A 17,356-nucleotide genomic window follows, 5' to 3' on the forward strand; every position below is an offset into this window, starting at 1 on the left:
CTTCGTGCAGTTCCCGCGCTTAACGACCACCAGTAAGATGCGTCAAAGGCGTATTGGTTCCGCGCCAATGTTGGCGCTCGTCTGGCTAGTTGCGACGCCCGCCGATGCCACGGAGACTCCCGCAGGAAGCCGCATCGTCAACGTTGCCGCGATTTCCGCGCAGCAGGATGGCCGCGCGATCGATGCGCAATCCAATCGCGTCGATCTCGTCACCGCCGAGCGTCTCGACCTGACGCTGGCGCGCGTCGCCAACGACGGCGGCCCGGTCGACGTGGTGCTGACCAACAGCGGCAACGGCAAAGAAGCCTTCGACGTCCGTGCGACGACCTCGACGCCGGGGACGAGCGTGCGCGGCATCGCGATCGATCGCGATGGCAACGGACGCTACGATCCGGCCATCGACCTGCTACTGTCGGGGCCGACGCCAGCGCTGGCGCCGGGCGGTCAGTGGCGACTGCTGGTCCTCCTCGATTCCGACGATCCGGTGCGCACGACCCTCACCGTTTCCGCCGCCGCCCTCACCGCCAGCGGGACGCCGGGGACGATCAGGCCTGGCGCTGGCGACGGCGGCGGCGATGCGGTCGTCGGACCGACGGGGGCACAGGCCAGCGTGACGATCGAGACGGACTCGCCCAGCCCGGGGGCTGGCGGTTCCGGTGGCGCGGGGGGTGCGACGCTCGTCAAGTCGCAGACCGTTCTCGCGCCCGACGGCAGCGCGACGGCGGTGCGGGATGCGATCATCACCTACACGCTGGTCGCACGCTTCGCCGCTGCGGCTACCGCGGCCAGGCTCGACGATCCCGTCCCTGCCGGCACCATCTATGTGCCCGGCAGCCTGATGCTCGACGGTGCGGCGCTCAGCGACACCGCCGATGGCGATGCCGGCAACGGCGACGGCCGAGCGGTTACCGTCGCGCTGGGCGACGTCGCCGCGGGCACCACCCGCACCATCCGGTTCCAGGCTCGAATCCAATGAGGAAGACCAGCATGCCGCTCATACTTGCCGTCCTGTCGCTGCTCGCCGCGACGCCGACCCAGGCGGCGCCGCCGGCCGGTCCGCTGTCAATCACGACGCGGATGATGGTCGAACAGCGCGTCGCCGCCGCCGACGGGACGACGCGGACGCGGCTCGTTCCCGCGACGCGCGTGGTGCCGGGTGACCGGGTGACGATCGTCGTCGCCTATCGCAACACCGGGACCGCACCGATCGCCGATCTGGTGCTTGCCAATCCGGTGCCGCCCTCGACCGTCTACCGCGGCCCCGCCGCCGGTTCGCCTGCGCCCGACCTGGTCGCCAACGGCAGCCAGGTCCGCTGGCGCCTGACCCGGCCGGTCGCGCCGGGCGGCGGCGGCGAGCTCGGCTTCACCGCGATCGTCCGCTGATCGCCCGTCCCCATCACCGAAATTCGTCCACAGGAGCATCAATCATGTCGAAGACAGGGGCAAGGAAGGCGCTGATCGCGGGATCGGCGGTCGCGTTCGTCGCGGCGGCCGGCACCGCCGAAGCGCAGTCCACCGCCGGCACCACCGCCGGCACGACGATCAGCAACACGGCGCAGGCGAGCTATACCGTCAATGGTACCTCGCAGACCGCCCAGTCGAATACCGCGACCTTCGTCGTCGATCGCAAGGTCAACCTGACCGTGATCGCCGACCAGCCGGGCAACATCCTGGTCAACTCGGGCCAGACCGCCGCCTATGCCCGGTTCAAGGTGACGAACAACACCAACGGCATCCAGGATTTCCACCTTGCCGCCACCCAGGCGATCTCGGTCGCGGTGCTGCCGGGGACGGACAATTACGACCTCAACAACTTCAAGGTCTTCGTCGACGGCAACAACAACGGCACCTATGACCCCGGTGTCGATACGATGACCTATATCGACGAGCTGGCACCCGACGCGAACATCGAGGTGTTCATCGTCGGCGACGTGCCGGCGGCGCAGAGCACCGGCCTCGCCTTCGTCGGACTCGATGTGATCGCCGCGACCGGCGGGACCAGCGGCACCAAGGGTGCGGTGTTGATCCCGACGCCGCTCAACACGCTCAACCAGGACAGCGAAATCGACGTCGTCTTCGCCGACAACGACAACGACGGCGTGGGGTTCGACATCGCGCGCAACGGCCAGGGCTGGGCCTATGCCGCGTTCGAGGTCCGCGCCAGCAACGTCGCGTTGACCGTCACCAAAAGCGCGAACGTCATCTCCGACGACGTCAGCACGCTCAATCCCAAGGCGCTGCCGGGGGCGATCGTGGAATATTGCCTGAAGGTCACCAACGGCACCACCGGCGTCGCCGCCGACAACGTCCTGCTGAGCGACGTCGTACCGGCCAACACCACCTACGTCCCGGGCACGATCGTGATCGGCGCCGCCGCATCGGTGCTCACCGACTGCACGGTCAGCGGCTACACGCAGAACGACAACGGCACGCAGGCAAGCGGCCCGTATCTCGGCGCGTACAACGCAACGACCAAGACGATCACCGCCACGATCCCGACGCTATCCGGCAACGCCACCGTCGCCGCGAGCTTCCGCGTCAAGATCAACTGAGCTCCCTCCCCCGAAGGAGAACCGACCCTGGCGCGCCGCCCCCTCCCTGCGGCGCGCCGGGGAAGGACCCACCATGCCTATCGTCCATCGCCTCATTCTCCTCGTCCTGGTCCTGATCGGTGTCGGCGTGCAGCCGGCGGCCGCGCAGACCCGTGTCGAGAATCGGGCGACGCTCACCTTCACCGACGCCGGCGGACCCCGCAGCGTCGCGTCGAACCTGGTCAGCCTCGACGTCATGGCAGCGGCGAAGCGTCCGACCAGGATCAGCTTCCGCTTTCCCGCGCCGGATTTCCGTTTCGACGGGATGGTATGCCAAACGACCCCCGTCATGGCCTTCACGCCGGCACCGGTCGACGAGGCCGCGCTGGCCGCCTCGACCCCCGCCGCACGGGCGGACGCCTATGCCGATATGTTCGTCGTCCTCGAGGCCGAGGGGCAGAACCGCGACCCCGCCAGGCGGGATACCGCGGTGCTCGACGTCGATGTCGGCCCCGTCCACACCACGCTGCCGTTGCTGGAAACGGGGGTCGACACCGGGGTGTTCGCTGGCGGCGTTCCCGCCACCGCGTCGGGCAAGTACGCCGATCTCGTGCCCTGCGACGTCCGCCGGGTCCGCGGCGTGCCGATCAGGCTCAGCTTCACCGAAGACGACCGCAGTCTGGCGTCGACCGTCGACCTGCTGATCGACCCTGCCGGCTATGTCTTCGATTCGACCAACGGCAGGATGGTCGACGGCGCCATCGTTTCGATCGTCGACGCCGACGGCAAGCCAGCGGCGGTGATCGGCGAGGACGGCACCAGCGCCTATCCGTCGACGGTCGTGACCGGACAGACAGTCACCGATGCCAGCGGCCGCGTCTATCCGGGCCTGCCTGGCCGATATCGCTTCCCGCTGCTGCCGCCCGGCACCTATTTCCTCAAGATCACCCCGCCCGCCGGCTATACCGCGCCATCGCTGGCGAGCGACGATGCGATCGGGCGGCTGCGCGATCCGCTGGGCGGCCGCTTCCTGGTCAGCGCCGCGAGTTCCGGCGGGCCGATCGTGCTCGCGACGCCGGATCCCGTCTATGTCGACGTGCCGGTCGATCCGATCGGCACGCAAGGATCTGGCAAGACGCCCGATACGCTGCTCCTCACCAAGATCGCGTCGGTGCGCGACGCGTCGCCGGGCGACATCGTCCAGTACCGCCTGCTGCTCGAAAACCGAGGCACGGCGCCAGAAAGCGACGTCCATCTGCTCGACACGCTGCCGGTCGGGCTACGGTACGAGCCGCGCTCGACCCGCGGTGCTAGCGAGCCGACCGTGTCGAGTGACGGCCGCCAGCTCGACTTCGCCATGACGCCACTCGCCCCCGGCGGCAGCGTCGAGCTGCGCTACGTCGTCACCATCGCCCCCGGTGCGCCGGTCGGCCCGGCGCTCAACCGTGCGCGCGCGTTCAGCCGGGGCAATGCGTCGGCAGAGGCGGCGGCATCGGTCAGGTTGCGCCCGCTCGCCTTCAGCGACGCGATCACCATCGTCGGCCGTGTGTCGGAAGGTGCCTGCGGCGATCCCGCCGAACGCCGCAAGGGCATTCCCGGCGTCCGCCTGCTGCTGGAGGACGGCACCTTCGTCGTCACCGATCGCGACGGCCTGTACCATATCGAGGGCGCCCGCGCCGGTCGGCACGTCGTTCAGCTCGACACCGGCAGCATCCCCGCCAGCTACGAGCCGGTCGCCTGCGACACCGACTCCCGCCAGGCGGGGAGCGCGATCTCGCGCTTCGTCGAAGGCGTCGGCAATGTCGTGAAGCGCGTCGATTTCCAGCTCCGTCCTACCGGTCGTACCGTCAACGCCGCCGCCGCCCTGCCGATCGAGGTACTGGGCGACGCCGAGGCGGCGGGCAGTCGCGACTGGCTGGCGGGGCAGATGCCGGGCGTCGCCTGGCTGTTCCCCGCCGTCGACCACAATCCCCGTGCGCCGGTACTGCGCGTCGCGATCAAGCACCTGCCGGGACAACGAGTCGCGCTGACCGTCAACGGCACCCAGACCGACCCGCTTGCCTTCGACGGCACCGACACCAGCGGCATCGTCGCGGTGACGCGATGGAGCGGCCTGCCGTTGATCGACGGCGACAACCGCCTGGAGGCGCGGATCCTCACCGACGATGGGCGCACGGTGGAGACGCTGTCGCGCACCGTCCATTATGCGGGCGCCCCGGTCCGCGCCGCCTTCGATGCCGCCAAGAGCCGCCTGGTCGCCGACGGCATCCGCCAGCCGCTGCTCGCGGTTCGGATCACCGATGCGAGCGGTCGTCCGGTTCGCGCCGGTACGCTCGTGCCCTTTTCGGTCGAACAGCCCTATGCGGCGGCGCAGGAGCTCGATCTCGAGCAGCGGCGTCAGCTCGCCGGGCTCGATCGCGGCGCGACGACGGCACGGGTCGTCGGCGACGACGGCTATGCCTTCATCGCGCTCCAGCCGACGACTCAGGCTGGTGGGGTCAGCGCGACGGTAATGCTGGGCGGCGACACGCGTGTGGAGCGTTTCCCGGTGCGCGCCTGGCTGGAGGCGACGCGCAATCAATGGATCGTCGTCGGCTTCGGCGCCGGCAGCCTAGGGTTCGAGCAGCTGTCGCGCCACGGCCGCTCGCTGCCCCGCGTCGAGCGCAACCGGCTGGTCGGCGATGGCCAACTCGCGCTCTATGCCAAGGGCCGGATCAAGGGTTCGTGGCTGCTGACGATCGCGTATGACAGCGACCGCCGCTACGACCCCGATCGCGGGCTGCTCGGCACGATCGATCCCGATCGCTACTACACCGTCTACGGCGACGGCAGCCGCCAGGGCTATGACGCGGCGACGGCGAAGAAGCTCTATCTGCGGCTCGAGCGTCGCGAGTTCTACGCGCTGTTCGGCGACATCGAGACGGCGATGACCGACACCCAGCTGACCCGCTACAGCCGTACGCTGACCGGCGCCAAGGCGGCCTATCAAGGGCGCTGGCTGCGCGCGTCGGGCTTCGTCGCCCGGACGGCGCAGCTGTATCGTCGCGACGAGATCCAGGGCAACGGCCTCAGCGGCCCCTATCGCCTGTCGAGCAGCGACATCGTCCCCAACAGCGACAAGTTGCGGATCGAGGTGCGCGATCGCTTCCGGTCCGAGCGGATCGTCGCATCGACGTCGCTGACTCGCCACATCGACTATGACATCGACGCCGTGGCGGGGACGATCCGCTTCCGCGAGCCGGTGCTGAGCCGCGACGCCGCGTTAAACCCGACCTTCATCGTCGTCGACTACGAGGTGGAGGGCGGCCGCGGCGGTAAGCTCGCCGCCGGGGGCCGGGTGGCGGCGCGCGTCGGTCGCGTCGAGATCGGTGCGGCGGCGCTGCGCGACGAGACGCTTGGCCGCGCTACCGTCGTCGGTGCCGACCTGCGCGCCAAGGTGGCCGCCGGCACCGAGGTGCGGGCAGAGGTGGCGACCGGAGGCCGCGCGGGTCTGAGCAGCGGCACCGCGATCCTTGCCGAAGCGGAGCATCATGGCGGCGGCGTCGACGTCATCGGCTATGTGCGTCAGCAGGACGTGGGCTTCGGGCTCGGCCAGCAGAATCTGGTCGAGGCCGGGACGCGGAAAGTAGGGCTCGATGGCCGCGTCGCCATTGCCGATCGCTTCTCCCTCGCCGGGAGCGCCTGGTACCAGGACATGTTGGTCGGCAGCGGCCGTCGCGTCGCCGGCGATGCGCGCATCGAATATCGCCGGCCGGGCGGCACGCTGTTCGCCGGCGGGCAGTTCGCCGACGATCGCGGCATCGACGGACGCGATCGGTCGTCGCGGCTGTTGATGCTGGGCGGGTCGAAGTCGCTGTTCGACGGCAAGCTGACGCTGGGTGGCCAGACGCAGTTCGCCCCCGGCGGCGACAAGGCATCGGTCGACTTTCCGATCCGCCACCAGCTGACCGCCGCCTGGCGGGTAACACCGGGGATCCGCCTGCTGGGCGGATATGAAATCACCGACGGCCGCGATTATGCAGCGCGCACCGCGCAGATCGGCTTCGATGTCGCGCCATGGACGGGTGCCAAGCTGATGAGCACGCTCAACCAGCAGGCGATCGGCGAGAATGGCGCGCGCACCTTCGCCCAATATGGGCTCAACCAGTCGCTGCCGATCGGCAAGCGCTGGACGATCGATGCGACGCTCGACGCGGCCAGCACGGTGCGCGGACGCATCCCGCAAGGCGCGGTCGTCAATCCGCTGCAGCCAGTCGCCTCGGCGGGGTTCCTGGGCCGCGACCAGCTCAACGGCGACTATGCCGCGGTCACGCTCGGCGCGACCTATCGTTCGCCGCGCTGGTCGTGGAACGGGCGGATCGAGTATCGCGACGGCACGCGCGACGATCGCTGGGGGCTGATCAGCAATGTGTTGCGCTCGCTGGGCGAGGGGCGGACGCTGGCGTCGAGCGTGCGCGCCTATCGCCTGACCGATGGGGAGGGGCGCGTCGCAACGTCGGCGGCGGCCGATGTCGCGCTCGCCTGGCGCCCTCTCGACAGCCGCTGGTCGATCCTCGAGCGGTTGGTGCTGCGTCACGAGGATGCCGACGCCGGCTTCCGCGCCGATAACGTCCTGGCCGTACCGACCTTCGCTGCGGGGACCCAAGCGACGACGCGGATCGTCAACAACCTGGCGGTCAACTATCGCTCAGGCCCCGAGGGGCTCGGCCATGGCATCGAGGCAACCGTCTATTATGGCGCCAAATATGTGCAGGGGCGCTTCGCCGACGACCGCTTCGACGGATACATCGACGTGACCGGGTTCGACCTGCGCCGCGACATTGGCACACGCTTCGACATCGGCGTGCAGGGATCGGTGCAGCACGGCTGGGATCGCGGGACCTGGTCGTGGAGCGGCGGACCGTCGGTCGGCGTGTCGCCGGCGACCAACGTCTGGATCAGCGCCGGCTGGAACGTTGCCGGCTATCGCGACCGCGATTTCGAGGATGATCGCTACACCCGCCAGGGTCCCTATGTGACGATGCGGCTGAAGTTCGACCAGCTGTCGCTCGGCGCGGCCGGGCGCGCGCTGGGGATCGGCCGATGAAGGCTCGCTACCTGCTTCCGATATTGGCGATCGCCATCCCGGGCACCTTGTCGGCCGCGGCGCTGGTCGTCACCAAGTCGGTGTCCGTCGTCGCCGACCAGGTCAACACGCTCAACCCCAAGGCCCTGCCTGGATCAACGATCGACGTCGCCCTTACCGTCGACAATCCCAACACCCTGCTGTCGAACAATATCGTCGGCCAGGTGAAGATCGTCGATACTATCCCCAGCTATCTGCAACTGCAGGTCACCGACTATGCCACGGCTGGTGCCGGGCCGATCGAATTCAACGATGGCAGCTTGCTCGGCACCGGCCTGATCAGCAGCGGCCTGTCGCTCAATTACAAGGGGTTGCGCGACGCCACCGATGGTGTCGAATTCTCGACCGACGGAATCAACTGGACGTACCAGCCGACGTCGACCGGCGGCTACGACGCCAACGTCCGCGCGATCCGGGTGACGCTGACCGGCCTGCAGGCGCCGCTCTCGCGCTTCCGCCTGCGGTATCGCACGATGCTGCGCTAAGGCATCGGAAATGACTGAAGAAAGTCACCGATTTTTACCTTCTGCTTACCAAGGACGTGCCACTCCATGGCGATGAACTCGGCCCCGGACCTGCGATTCACGACGGTCGATCCCGTCACCCTCGGCGAGCAGCGGCGCCAGGGAAAGCGCCACCGCACGGTGCTGCTGATCGGCAGGGTGTCGCGGGGTGACGTCGAAAGCGCCTGTCTGGTTCACGACATCTCGAAGAACGGCCTGATGGCGCGCTTCACGGTGGCGCCAAGCGTCGGCGACCGGTTGCGGATCGAGGTGCGCGGTCTGCCCGAGGTGTCGGCGACAATCCGCTGGGTCAAGGAATATAAGGCGGGTCTGGAGTTCGACGAGGAGCAGGATCTGACCCGCGTCTTCCGGCTGCGCGCGGATGATGGCCATGTCGCACGCACGCCGCGGTTCGCGATGAATGCGGTCGCGGACCTGAAGATCGGCGACCGGCCGATGGCGGTCGATCTGATCGATATCTCGCCCGGCGGCGTGAAGCTGGCTGGGGTCGAGGGCGTCGAGGTAGGGCAGGCCGGCCGGGTGCTGCTGCCCGATCTCGCCGAACCGGTGTTCGGCACCGTATGCTGGGTCCGCGAGGATCGGCTGGGCTTCCGCTTCGTCACGCCGCTGCCGCTGACCGCCCTGTCGCGCGTCCTGGGATGCTGATCGGCTGACGAGGGGAGGGGCACAGCAGGCTGCCCGTCACTGGTGCGGTCGAGAAGACTCGAACTTCCACGTCCTTTCGGACACAACGACCTCAACGTTGCGCGTCTACCAATTCCGCCACGACCGCACGTGATGTACCGCCGGAGAGCCCGGCGGCGGGTAGGCGGGAGCCCCTAGCAAAGCGGATCGCCCCCCGCAACGCCTTTAAGCGCGCTAGCTACCTTCGCCCGAGAAGCTCAATTCCAGCTTTTTCGAATTGGGTGGCACGTCGAGCTTCGCCGAGTTGAAATCGATCGTCCCGCCGGGCGCTAGCGTCCGCTGCTGCGGCGTGATCGTCCAGCTGAACACCACGCGACCCTGCGCGTCCTTCAGCTCGGCGGTGATGTCGGGCACGCGCTGGCGTTCGCTCGACGGGTTGCTCACCTGGCCACTGATCGCGAACAGCTCGCTGCCATTCTCGAGCTCGCGGCGCTCGATCGGATTGTCCTTGAGCAGCAGCGGCGTTTCCGCGGCGCCGATCGGCAGCCCGATGCGCGCGAGCAGCCCCGGGGCGCCCAGCCAGACGATGACGCCGACCGCGGCGAGCATGAGGAGCCCGGCGATGATCGCCACCACCGTCGCGGTCCGCGCGCGGTTGCGGCGCGGACGGAACGGCGGCCGGTGCGCGAAGGCGTCGTAGTCGGGATCGGCGTCGACGGCAGGCGGCGGCATGGGGGCGGACGCCTGGAACGGCATTTCCGGCGCGACGGCAATCGGTTCGGGCTGCTCCCCCACGTCCTCGACGGCTGGCGGCGGAGGGGGCGGCGGCGGCAGGATGTCGTCGATCTCCGCCGCGGTCAGCGCCCCGCGTGGCTTCTCGGCCTCGGCCGGGGCCTGATACCAGCTGTGCCGACAGCTGGCGCAGCGCACGACGCGGCCGTCGCCGCCGATCGCGCTGTCGGGGACCAGGTAGCGGGTACGGCATTCGGGGCATTCGAGGATCATGCGCGCGCTGCTTCGAAGGCGAACCACGGACGTGGCTCGACGGTCGCGAATCTAAGCATGGCGGCGGCGCGTCTGGCAAGCTTGAAGCCGCGCGCCCTTTCGTGGCAAGGCTGGCACCGGATGGCCAGCATCGTGCAGTTCGAGAACGTCGGCTTGCGCTATGGCACCGGCCAGGAGACGCTGAGCGACGTCAGCTTTCAGCTGGGCGCCGGCACCTTCTATTTTCTCACCGGGGCGAGCGGCGCCGGCAAGACGTCGCTGTTGAAGCTCCTCTACCTCGCGCAACGGCCGAGCCGCGGCATCATCCGCCTGTTCGGCGAGGATGCGGTGACGATGTCGCGCGACCGGCTGCCGGCGATGCGGCGGCGGATGGGCGTCGTGTTCCAGGACTTCCGCCTGATCCCGCACCTGTCGGCGTGGGACAATATCGCGCTGCCGCTGCGCGTCGCGGGGTTGCCGGAGGACGAGGTGGAGCAGCCGGTCCGCGAGATGCTGGCCTGGGTCGGCCTGGCCGAGCGGGCGCATGCCCGGCCCGCGACACTGTCCGGCGGCGAGCAGCAGCGCGTGGCGATCGCCCGCGCCGTGGTCGGCCGGCCCGAGATCCTCGTCGCGGACGAGCCGACCGGCAACGTCGACCCGGATATGGCCGATCGGCTGATCCACCTGTTCGAATCGATGAACAAGCTGGGGACGACGGTGGTCGTCGCGACGCACGACTTCCACCTGCTGGGACGCGTGCCGGGAGCGCAGATGATGCGGCTCGACCGCGGACGCCTGCTCGATCCCACCGGCTCGCTGCGCCATCCGCCGAACGAGATCGATCCATGAGCGCGCGGGCGACGACGCGCCGGGTGCTCGACGATGCGGGGGGCTTCAGCGCCATGACCTGGGTCATGACGATCATGCTGTTCCTGACGCTGCTCGCCGCCGCCGGCGGGCTGGGACTGCGCAGCGCGACGGTTGCGCTCGATCGTCAGCTCGAGGGGCGGCTGACGGTGCAGGTGATCGACGGCAACGCCGTGCGGCGCGAGGCGACCGCGGCACGGGCGATTGCCTTGCTCCGCCGGCTGCCAGGTGTGGTGCAGGTCGAGCGCGTCCCGGCCGAGGAACTCGCGCGGCTGGTGCGACCTTGGCTCGGCACCGACGCCGACGACGCCGATCTGCCGATGCCAGCGATGATCGACGTCGACCTGGCGGGGGCCGAGGCGACGGCGGCGGTGTCGACCGCGCTTGCCAGGGTGTCGCCGACGATCCGCGTCGACCGGCACGAGAGCTGGATGTCGCCGGTCAGCGGCTTCATGACGTCGCTCAGCTGGCTGGCGGCGGCGCTGGTGCTGCTCATGCTGGCGGCGACGACCGCGGTGGTGACGCTGGCGGCGCGGGCAGGTCTCGAGAGCCATCGCGCGACGATCGAGGTCATGCACATGCTCGGCTCGACCGACGTCCAGGTCGCGCGGCTGTTTCAGCGGCGGATCGCGCTCGATGCGGCTTTGGGCGGCGGGGTCGGCGGGATGGCGGCGCTGGCGACGCTGGCGTTCCTCGGCTGGCGGCTGACCGCGCTCGATTCGCAGCTGCTGACCGGGATCCGGCTGGGCGTGGTCGACTGGCTGGCGCTGGCGCTGGTGCCGCTGGCCTTCGTCGGGCTGGCGACGCTGGCGGCGCGGGCGACGGTGATCGGTGCGTTGAGGCGGACGCTGTGATCGTCCGTTTCGTCGGCATGCTGGCGCTGGTCTGGTGCCTGGGCTTCGCGGCCTTCATGCTGTTGTTGCCGCGGCCGATGGAGCGCGCGCAGACGACCGATGCGATCGTCGTGCCGACCGGCGGCGCCGGCCGGATCGATCGCGGCATCGCGCTGATCCAGGCGCATCAGGCCAAGCGCATGCTCGTCACCGGCGTCGCGCCGGGGGTGCGGCCGATCGACCTGGCGCAGACGTACAAGGTGCCGGCCGCGCTGTTCGACTGCTGTATCGACCTGGGCGGCGAAGCGGTCGATACGCGTTCGAACGCGGAGGAAACCGCGGCATGGGTCGAAGCGCACGGCTATCGCACGGTGCGGCTGGTGACGTCGGACTGGCACGTACCGCGCGCCCGGATGGAGCTGAGCGCGGCACTGGGGCCGGGCGTTGTGGTGTTCGGCGACGGGGTGCCCTCGACGCCGCGGCTAGCGACGCTGGTCAACGAATATAACAAGTTGCTGCTGCGCGGGGTGGCGCTTTGGACGGGGGTGGGGACGTGATTGCCTGGTTGCGGACGGCTGCCTTCAGCCTTGTGTTCTACGGCCTGTCGGTGCCGATCGTCCTATTCGCGCCGGTCGCGGCGGTGTTCGGCCAGCCGACGCTGATCCGCTATGTGCGGATCTGGGTTCTGACCCAACGCTGGTCGGCGGCGACGTTCCTGGGCATCCGCTGGCGTCGTGAGGGCGCGAAGCCCGACCAGCCGGTGTTGTACGTCGCCAAGCATCAGTCGATGTTCGATGCGGTGCAGGCGCCGGTGCTGCTCGACGCGCCGGTGATCGTGCTGAAACGGGAGCTGGCGCGGATCCCGGTGTGGGGATGGACGGTCCAGCGCTATGGCGCGATCGTCGTCGATCGCGACGCGTCGGCCAAGGCGCTGCGCCAGATGGTCCGCGAAGGAAAGGCGGCGCGGGCGGCGGGGCGGTCGATCCTGATCTTTCCCGAAGGCACGCGGGTGCGGCCCGGCGAGCAGCCGCCGCTGCGATCGGGATTTGCGGGGCTGTACCGGGCGCTGGGGATGGCCGCGGTGCCGGTCGCCAACGACAGTGGGCGGCTGTGGCCGAAGACGGGGGCCAAGCGGCCGGGAATGGTGACGTTTCTGTTCGGCGAGCCCATCCCGCCGGGATTGTCGCGCGACGAGGTCGAGGCGCGGGCGCACCGCGGGATCAACGCGCTCGACCGCTAGCGTCTATTCGTGGCTGCGGCCGAAGTCGGCGGCGGCGTCGTCCTGGCCCTGCTCGACGATCGAGCGACGGACGGCCCTGGTGCGGGTGAACAGGTCGAACAGCTCGTCGCCCTTGCCCCAGCGGATCGCACGCTGGAGCGCGGACAGATCCTCGCTGAAGCGCTGGAGCATCTCCAGCACCGCCTCGCGGTTCGTCAGGAAGACGTCGCGCCACATCGTCGGGTCGGAGGCGGCGATGCGAGTGAAGTCGCGGAAGCCGCCGGCGGAATATTTGATCACCTCGCCCTTCGTCACTTCCTCAAGGTCGGAGGCGGTGCCGACGATGGTGTAGGCGATGAGATGGGGCAGGTGGCTGGTGATCGCGAGGACGCGGTCGTGGTGCTCGGCGTCCATCGTCTCGACGTCGGCACCCAGGCGGCGCCAGAATTCGGCGACCCGCTCGGTAGCAAGGGGGTCGGTGTCCGCGGCGGGCGTAAGGATGCACCAGCGGTGGCGGAACAGCGTGGCGAAGCCCGCTTCCGGTCCCGACTGTTCGGTGCCCGCGACAGGATGGGCCGGGACGATGGTGGCACCGGGCAACGCCTCCGTCAGCGCGGCGGCGACCGAGGCCTTGCAACTGCCAACGTCGCTGACGATCGCCTCGGCGGGCAGCTCCTCGGCGAAAGAAGCCGCCGCGGTCCCCATCGCGCCGACGGGAACGCACAGGATGACCAGGTCGGCGTCGATCACCGCGGCGCCCGCGCTGTCGGCGATGTCGTCGGCGAGATCGATGCGGCGCGCCGTCTCGCGCACCTCGGCGTCGGCGTCATAGCCGGTCAGGCGGACGGTCGGCATCGACGCGCGGACGGCGCGGGCGATCGAGGAGCCGATCAGGCCGAGGCCGACGACGGTGACGCGAGCGAAGGGGAGCATGATAGGTCTATTTTCCTAACCCGTTCGTGGTGAGGAGGCGGTGAGCGTAGCCGAACCGCCGTCCCGAACCACATGCCCTTCGAGACGAGGCTTCGACTGCGCTCAGCCTCTCCTCAGGGCGAACGGGGGGAGCGGGCATCGTCACGCCGTCGCCAGGGCGCGCAGCGCGGCGGCGACGCCGCGGGTTTCTTCCTCGGTGCCGATGGTGATGCGCAGTCCCTGGGCGAGCCCCTGGCCAGGCAGCCAGCGGACGATGAAGCCGGCGTCCATCAGCCCCTTGTACGCGGTTTCGGCGGTCAGCGCGCCTTCGAAGACGACGAGGACGAAGTTCGCCTCGCTGGGGATCGCGCGCAGGCCGGCGTTGCCGAGCTTCGCGATCTCGCCGGCGAACCAGGCGCGCCAGCGCTTGTTGTGCTCGCGGGTATGGTCGACGAACGCCTGGTCGCCGAGCGCCGCGACCGCGGCATGCTGGCCGGCGATGGTGATCGAGAAGGGCAGGCGGATGCGGTGCATCGCGGTGACGATGTCGGGATGCGCATAGCCCCAGCCGATCCGCTCGGCGGCGAGGCCATGGATCTTGGAGAAGGTGCGGGTAACGAGGACGTTAGTTGCGGTCTTCGCCAGCTCCATCCCGCCGTCGTCGTCGGCGGCGTCGATATATTCGGCATAGGCCTGGTCGAGGACGAGCAGGACATGGCCGGGCAACCCGGCGTGGAGGCGGGCGATCTCGCTGCGCGGCGCGAAGGTGCCGGTGGGATTGTTGGGGTTGGCGACGAAGACAATGCGGGTGCGGTCGGTGACGGCAGCCAGGATCGCGTCGACGTCGGTCGCATAATCCTTGTCGGGAGCGATCACCGGGGTGGCGCCGACGCGGCGGGTCGCGATCTCGTAGACCGCGAAGCCGTAGCGGACGTAGATCACTTCGTCGTCCGGCCCGGCGAAGGCGCCGGCGGCGAGGTGGAGCACTTCGTCGGAGCCGTTGCCGTAGATGATCCGGGCGGGATCGAGCCCGAACTTTTCCGCGATCGCCTCGCGAACGATCGTGGCGCCGGCATCGGGATAGCGTTCCAGGTCGCCGGCATGAGCCATGAACGCCTCACGCGCCTTGGGGCTGGTGCCGAGCGGATTCTCGTTCGACGAGAGCTTGGCGGCCTTGCGACCGTCGTCGGTGGTGGCGCGACCGGGCACATAGGGCGCGATCGCCATGATCCAGGGCTTGGGGGCGGGTGCGTTCATGGGGCAGCGTCTAGCGGGCCGGGGCCGCGACGTCACGGGGGTGCAGATGGCGCGAATGTTGAGACTCTTCACACATCGTTCGGGGTGGGATCTCGGCTAAGTCGTTGATATTGAATGGACGCCGTCATGCTGAACTTGTTTCAGCATCTCTGGAGAGGGAGCGTGACGCCACCACGAGATGCTGAAACAAGTTCAGCATGACGGCTTTGGGCAAACATGACGTGTTGGGCACAGGGGAGGAGGGGTGACGGCTGGCCTCGCCCCGCTTACAGGGCGCGTCCATGCTCGACACGATCGACCAGCGCTTCGGCCTATCGCGCAACGTGACGTTGCCGCAGGGGCTGTCGCTCGACGGGGGCGGGCGGCTGGCGACGGTCGATATCGCCTATGAAACCTATGGCATGCTGGATGCCGACAAGGGCAATGCGATCCTGGTCTGTCACGCACTGACCGGCGACCAGCATCTGGCGAGCGAGCACCCGCGCACCGGCAAGCCCGGCTGGTGGCAGCGGATGGTGGGGCCGGGGCGGCCGATCGACACCGACCGCTGGTTCGTCGTGTGCGCCAATGTGCTCGGCAGCTGCATGGGTACGTCGGGACCGGCGAGCATCGATCCGGCGACCGGTGCGCCTTATGCGATGCGCTTTCCCGTCATCACCATCCGCGACATGGTGCGCGCGCAGGCGATGCTGCTCGATCACCTGGGCATCGGCCGGCTGGCGGCGGTGGTCGGCGGCTCGATGGGCGGGATGCAGGCGCTGAGCTGGTCCGCGACCTATCCCGAGCGGGTCGAGGCGGCGGTGGTGCTGGCCTCGACGGCACGGCACAGCGCGCAGAACATCGCCTTCCACGAGGTCGGACGCCAGGCGGTGATGGCCGATCCTCGCTGGAACAACGGCGATTATTACGGCGCGGAGCCGCCCGCCGCGGGACTCGCGGTGGCGCGGATGGCGGCGCACATCACGTATCTGAGCGAAGCGGGGCTGACCGAGAAGTTCGGCCGCAAGCTGCAGGCGCGCGAGGCGAAGACGTTCGGCTTCGACGCGGATTTCCAGGTGGAAAGCTATCTGCGCCACCAGGGGCTGTCGTTCGTCGATCGATTCGACGCCAACAGCTATCTCTACATCACCCGCGCGATGGATTATTTCGACCTGGCTGAGGAGCATGGCGGCCTGCTCGCCAACGCCTTTGCCGCCAGCCGGGCTCGCTTCTGCCTGGTCAGCTTCGACACCGACTGGCTCTATCCGACCGCCGATTCGCGCAGCATCGTCCGCGCGCTGCACGCGGCGGGGGCACCGGCCAGTTTCGTCGAACTGTCGAGCCCCTATGGGCACGACGCCTTCCTGCTCGATTCGCCCGAGCTGGATCGGGTGATGGCGGGCTTTCTGGGGTCGGGGCGGTGACGCTTCGCCCCGACCTGTCCGTCATCGCGGCCAATGTGGCGGCGGGAAGTCGCGTGCTCGACGTCGGCTGCGGCGACGGGGCGCTGATGGCGGCGCTGCGCGACGAGCGCCAGGTCGATGCGCGCGGGCTGGAGATTGACGCCGCCAACGTCGCGGCGGCGATGGCGCGGGGGCTGTCGGTGGCGCAGGGCGATGCCGACGTCGACCTGGCGGGCTATCCCGACGCCAGCTTCGACTATGCGATCCTGAGCCAGACGCTGCAGACCGCGCGCGCGCCCGACGTGGTGCTCGACCATCTGCTGCGGATCGGGCGGCGGGCGTTTGTCAGCTTTCCCAACTTCGCGCATTGGCGGGTACGGCTGTCGCTGCTGTGGGGTGGGCGGATGCCGGTGACGCGGCAGCTGCCCGAGCGCTGGTACGACACGCCCAACATTCATCACCTAACGATCGATGACTTCCGTGCGTTCCTCGCCGAGCGGCAGGTGCGGGTGGAGCGGGCCTGGTTCCTGTCGGGCGATGCCGAAACCGGCTCGGCGGCGGCCAATCTGTTTGCCGAGCATGCGGTGTTTCTGCTGGCACGGGCGGAACCTAAGTAACCTGGGTCGGTTACCCGGTGTCACACCAGGGTAATATCCGTGACCAAGACCGCGCTGATCGTCGAGGATGAAATTTTCGTGGCGCTCGATCTCGAGCGGATCCTGACCGATGCCGGTTACACGGTCGCGGCGATCGCCGCTGATCGCGAGAGCGCGCTGGCCGCGGCGCCCGAGTGCGGCTTCGCCTTCATCGACGTCAACCTGCGCGACGGGCCGACGGGCCCGCAGATCGCCGAGCGGATCGCGCGCGATTATGGGGTGAAGGTGGTGTTCGTCACCGCCAATCCGGCGCAGATCACCTGCGATGGCGATTGCGCCATGGGCTATATCCGCAAGCCGTTCAGCGAAAAGGCGATCCTGGCTGCCGCTGCTGCTGCCACCGGCGGGGGTGATGCGGCGAACGACGAGGGGCTGGTAACAAAGCTTCTGGCCTGAGGGTATGGCCGCACGGGTTGTGCTGAACGCGGTTCAGCATCCCCTT

General features: G+C 69.0%; 16 protein-coding genes and 1 tRNA gene. 13 read left to right on the forward strand and 4 right to left on the reverse strand.

Annotated features, from left to right (window positions below):
• Nucleotides 1-67 precede the first annotated feature (67 nt).
• From GGQ80_RS02260 to GGQ80_RS02285, 6 genes are all read left to right on the forward strand, one after another.
• The gene (locus GGQ80_RS02260; RefSeq protein ID WP_183982128.1) at nucleotides 68-976 is read left to right on the forward strand and encodes a hypothetical protein; all 909 of its coding nucleotides are present in this window, start codon (nucleotides 68-70) and stop codon (nucleotides 974-976) included.
• Between the two features lie 11 nt (nucleotides 977-987).
• Nucleotides 988-1,383, forward strand: coding sequence for a DUF11 domain-containing protein (locus GGQ80_RS02265; protein ID WP_183982129.1), 396 nt, complete (start codon nucleotides 988-990; stop codon nucleotides 1,381-1,383).
• Between the two features lie 44 nt (nucleotides 1,384-1,427).
• On the forward strand, nucleotides 1,428-2,552 hold the full coding sequence (locus GGQ80_RS02270) for a DUF11 domain-containing protein (RefSeq protein WP_183982130.1): 1,125 nt from the start codon (nucleotides 1,428-1,430) through the stop codon (nucleotides 2,550-2,552).
• 73 nt (nucleotides 2,553-2,625) lie between these two features.
• On the forward strand, nucleotides 2,626-7,617 hold the full coding sequence (locus tag GGQ80_RS02275) for a DUF11 domain-containing protein (protein ID WP_183982131.1): 4,992 nt from the start codon (nucleotides 2,626-2,628) through the stop codon (nucleotides 7,615-7,617).
• On the forward strand, nucleotides 7,614-8,141 hold the full coding sequence (locus GGQ80_RS02280; RefSeq protein WP_183982132.1) for a hypothetical protein: 528 nt from the start codon (nucleotides 7,614-7,616) through the stop codon (nucleotides 8,139-8,141). Before GGQ80_RS02275 ends, GGQ80_RS02280 begins: the two co-directional genes overlap by 4 nt.
• Nucleotides 8,142-8,207: 66 nt before the next feature.
• Nucleotides 8,208-8,825 (forward strand): PilZ domain-containing protein, encoded by a 618-nt coding sequence (locus tag GGQ80_RS02285; protein ID WP_183982133.1) that lies wholly within the window; start codon nucleotides 8,208-8,210, stop codon nucleotides 8,823-8,825.
• Nucleotides 8,826-8,865: 40 nt separating this feature from the next.
• Here the strand turns inward: GGQ80_RS02285 and GGQ80_RS02290 are convergent.
• A tRNA-Leu gene (locus tag GGQ80_RS02290) sits at nucleotides 8,866-8,952 on the reverse strand.
• Nucleotides 8,953-9,038: 86 nt separating this feature from the next.
• Entirely contained in the window at nucleotides 9,039-9,809 is a 771-nt protein-coding gene (locus GGQ80_RS02295; RefSeq protein ID WP_183982134.1) for an MJ0042-type zinc finger domain-containing protein, read from the reverse strand.
• Between the two features lie 120 nt (nucleotides 9,810-9,929).
• On the opposite strand from GGQ80_RS02295, the gene ftsE reads away from it, so the two are divergent.
• Genes ftsE through GGQ80_RS02315 form a run of 4 tightly spaced genes read left to right on the forward strand, consistent with a single transcriptional unit; the run spans nucleotide 9,930 to nucleotide 12,728 of the window.
• Nucleotides 9,930-10,637: a cell division ATP-binding protein FtsE gene (ftsE, locus tag GGQ80_RS02300; RefSeq protein WP_183982135.1), complete on the forward strand. Its 708-nt coding sequence runs from the start codon at nucleotides 9,930-9,932 to the stop codon at nucleotides 10,635-10,637.
• A complete protein-coding gene (locus tag GGQ80_RS02305) occupies nucleotides 10,634-11,509 on the forward strand; it encodes a cell division protein FtsX (protein WP_183982136.1) in 876 nt (291 codons plus the stop codon). Before ftsE ends, GGQ80_RS02305 begins: the two co-directional genes overlap by 4 nt.
• Nucleotides 11,506-12,045, forward strand: a complete 540-nt coding sequence (locus GGQ80_RS02310) for an ElyC/SanA/YdcF family protein (RefSeq protein WP_183982138.1) — start codon at nucleotides 11,506-11,508, stop codon at nucleotides 12,043-12,045. Before GGQ80_RS02305 ends, GGQ80_RS02310 begins: the two co-directional genes overlap by 4 nt.
• Nucleotides 12,042-12,728, forward strand: a complete 687-nt coding sequence (locus GGQ80_RS02315) for a lysophospholipid acyltransferase family protein (RefSeq protein WP_343050764.1) — start codon at nucleotides 12,042-12,044, stop codon at nucleotides 12,726-12,728. Before GGQ80_RS02310 ends, GGQ80_RS02315 begins: the two co-directional genes overlap by 4 nt.
• Nucleotides 12,729-12,731: 3 nt before the next feature.
• Here the strand turns inward: GGQ80_RS02315 and GGQ80_RS02320 are convergent, their stop codons facing one another.
• Together GGQ80_RS02320 and hisC are read right to left on the reverse strand one after the other, a co-directional pair.
• Nucleotides 12,732-13,640 (reverse strand): prephenate/arogenate dehydrogenase family protein, encoded by a 909-nt coding sequence (locus GGQ80_RS02320; protein WP_183982140.1) that lies wholly within the window; start codon nucleotides 13,638-13,640, stop codon nucleotides 12,732-12,734.
• 141 nt (nucleotides 13,641-13,781) lie between these two features.
• On the reverse strand, nucleotides 13,782-14,876 hold the full coding sequence (gene hisC, locus GGQ80_RS02325; RefSeq protein WP_183982142.1) for a histidinol-phosphate transaminase: 1,095 nt from the start codon (nucleotides 14,874-14,876) through the stop codon (nucleotides 13,782-13,784).
• 281 nt (nucleotides 14,877-15,157) lie between these two features.
• On the opposite strand from hisC, the gene metX reads away from it, so the two are divergent.
• Genes metX through GGQ80_RS02340 form a run of 3 tightly spaced genes read left to right on the forward strand, consistent with a single transcriptional unit; the run spans nucleotide 15,158 to nucleotide 17,310 of the window.
• Entirely contained in the window at nucleotides 15,158-16,279 is a 1,122-nt protein-coding gene (gene metX, locus GGQ80_RS02330) for a homoserine O-acetyltransferase MetX (protein WP_183982145.1), read from the forward strand.
• The gene (gene metW / locus GGQ80_RS02335; protein ID WP_183982147.1) at nucleotides 16,276-16,875 is read left to right on the forward strand and encodes a methionine biosynthesis protein MetW; all 600 of its coding nucleotides are present in this window, start codon (nucleotides 16,276-16,278) and stop codon (nucleotides 16,873-16,875) included. Before metX ends, metW begins: the two co-directional genes overlap by 4 nt.
• A gap of 39 nt (nucleotides 16,876-16,914) precedes the next feature.
• Complete coding sequence (locus GGQ80_RS02340) at nucleotides 16,915-17,310, forward strand: response regulator (RefSeq protein ID WP_183982149.1); 396 nt, start codon at nucleotides 16,915-16,917, stop codon at nucleotides 17,308-17,310.
• Nucleotides 17,311-17,356: the final 46 nt, after the last annotated feature.

The sequence above is a fragment of the Sphingomonas jinjuensis genome, assembly GCF_014197105.1.
GTDB lineage: Bacteria > Pseudomonadota > Alphaproteobacteria > Sphingomonadales > Sphingomonadaceae > Sphingomonas > Sphingomonas jinjuensis.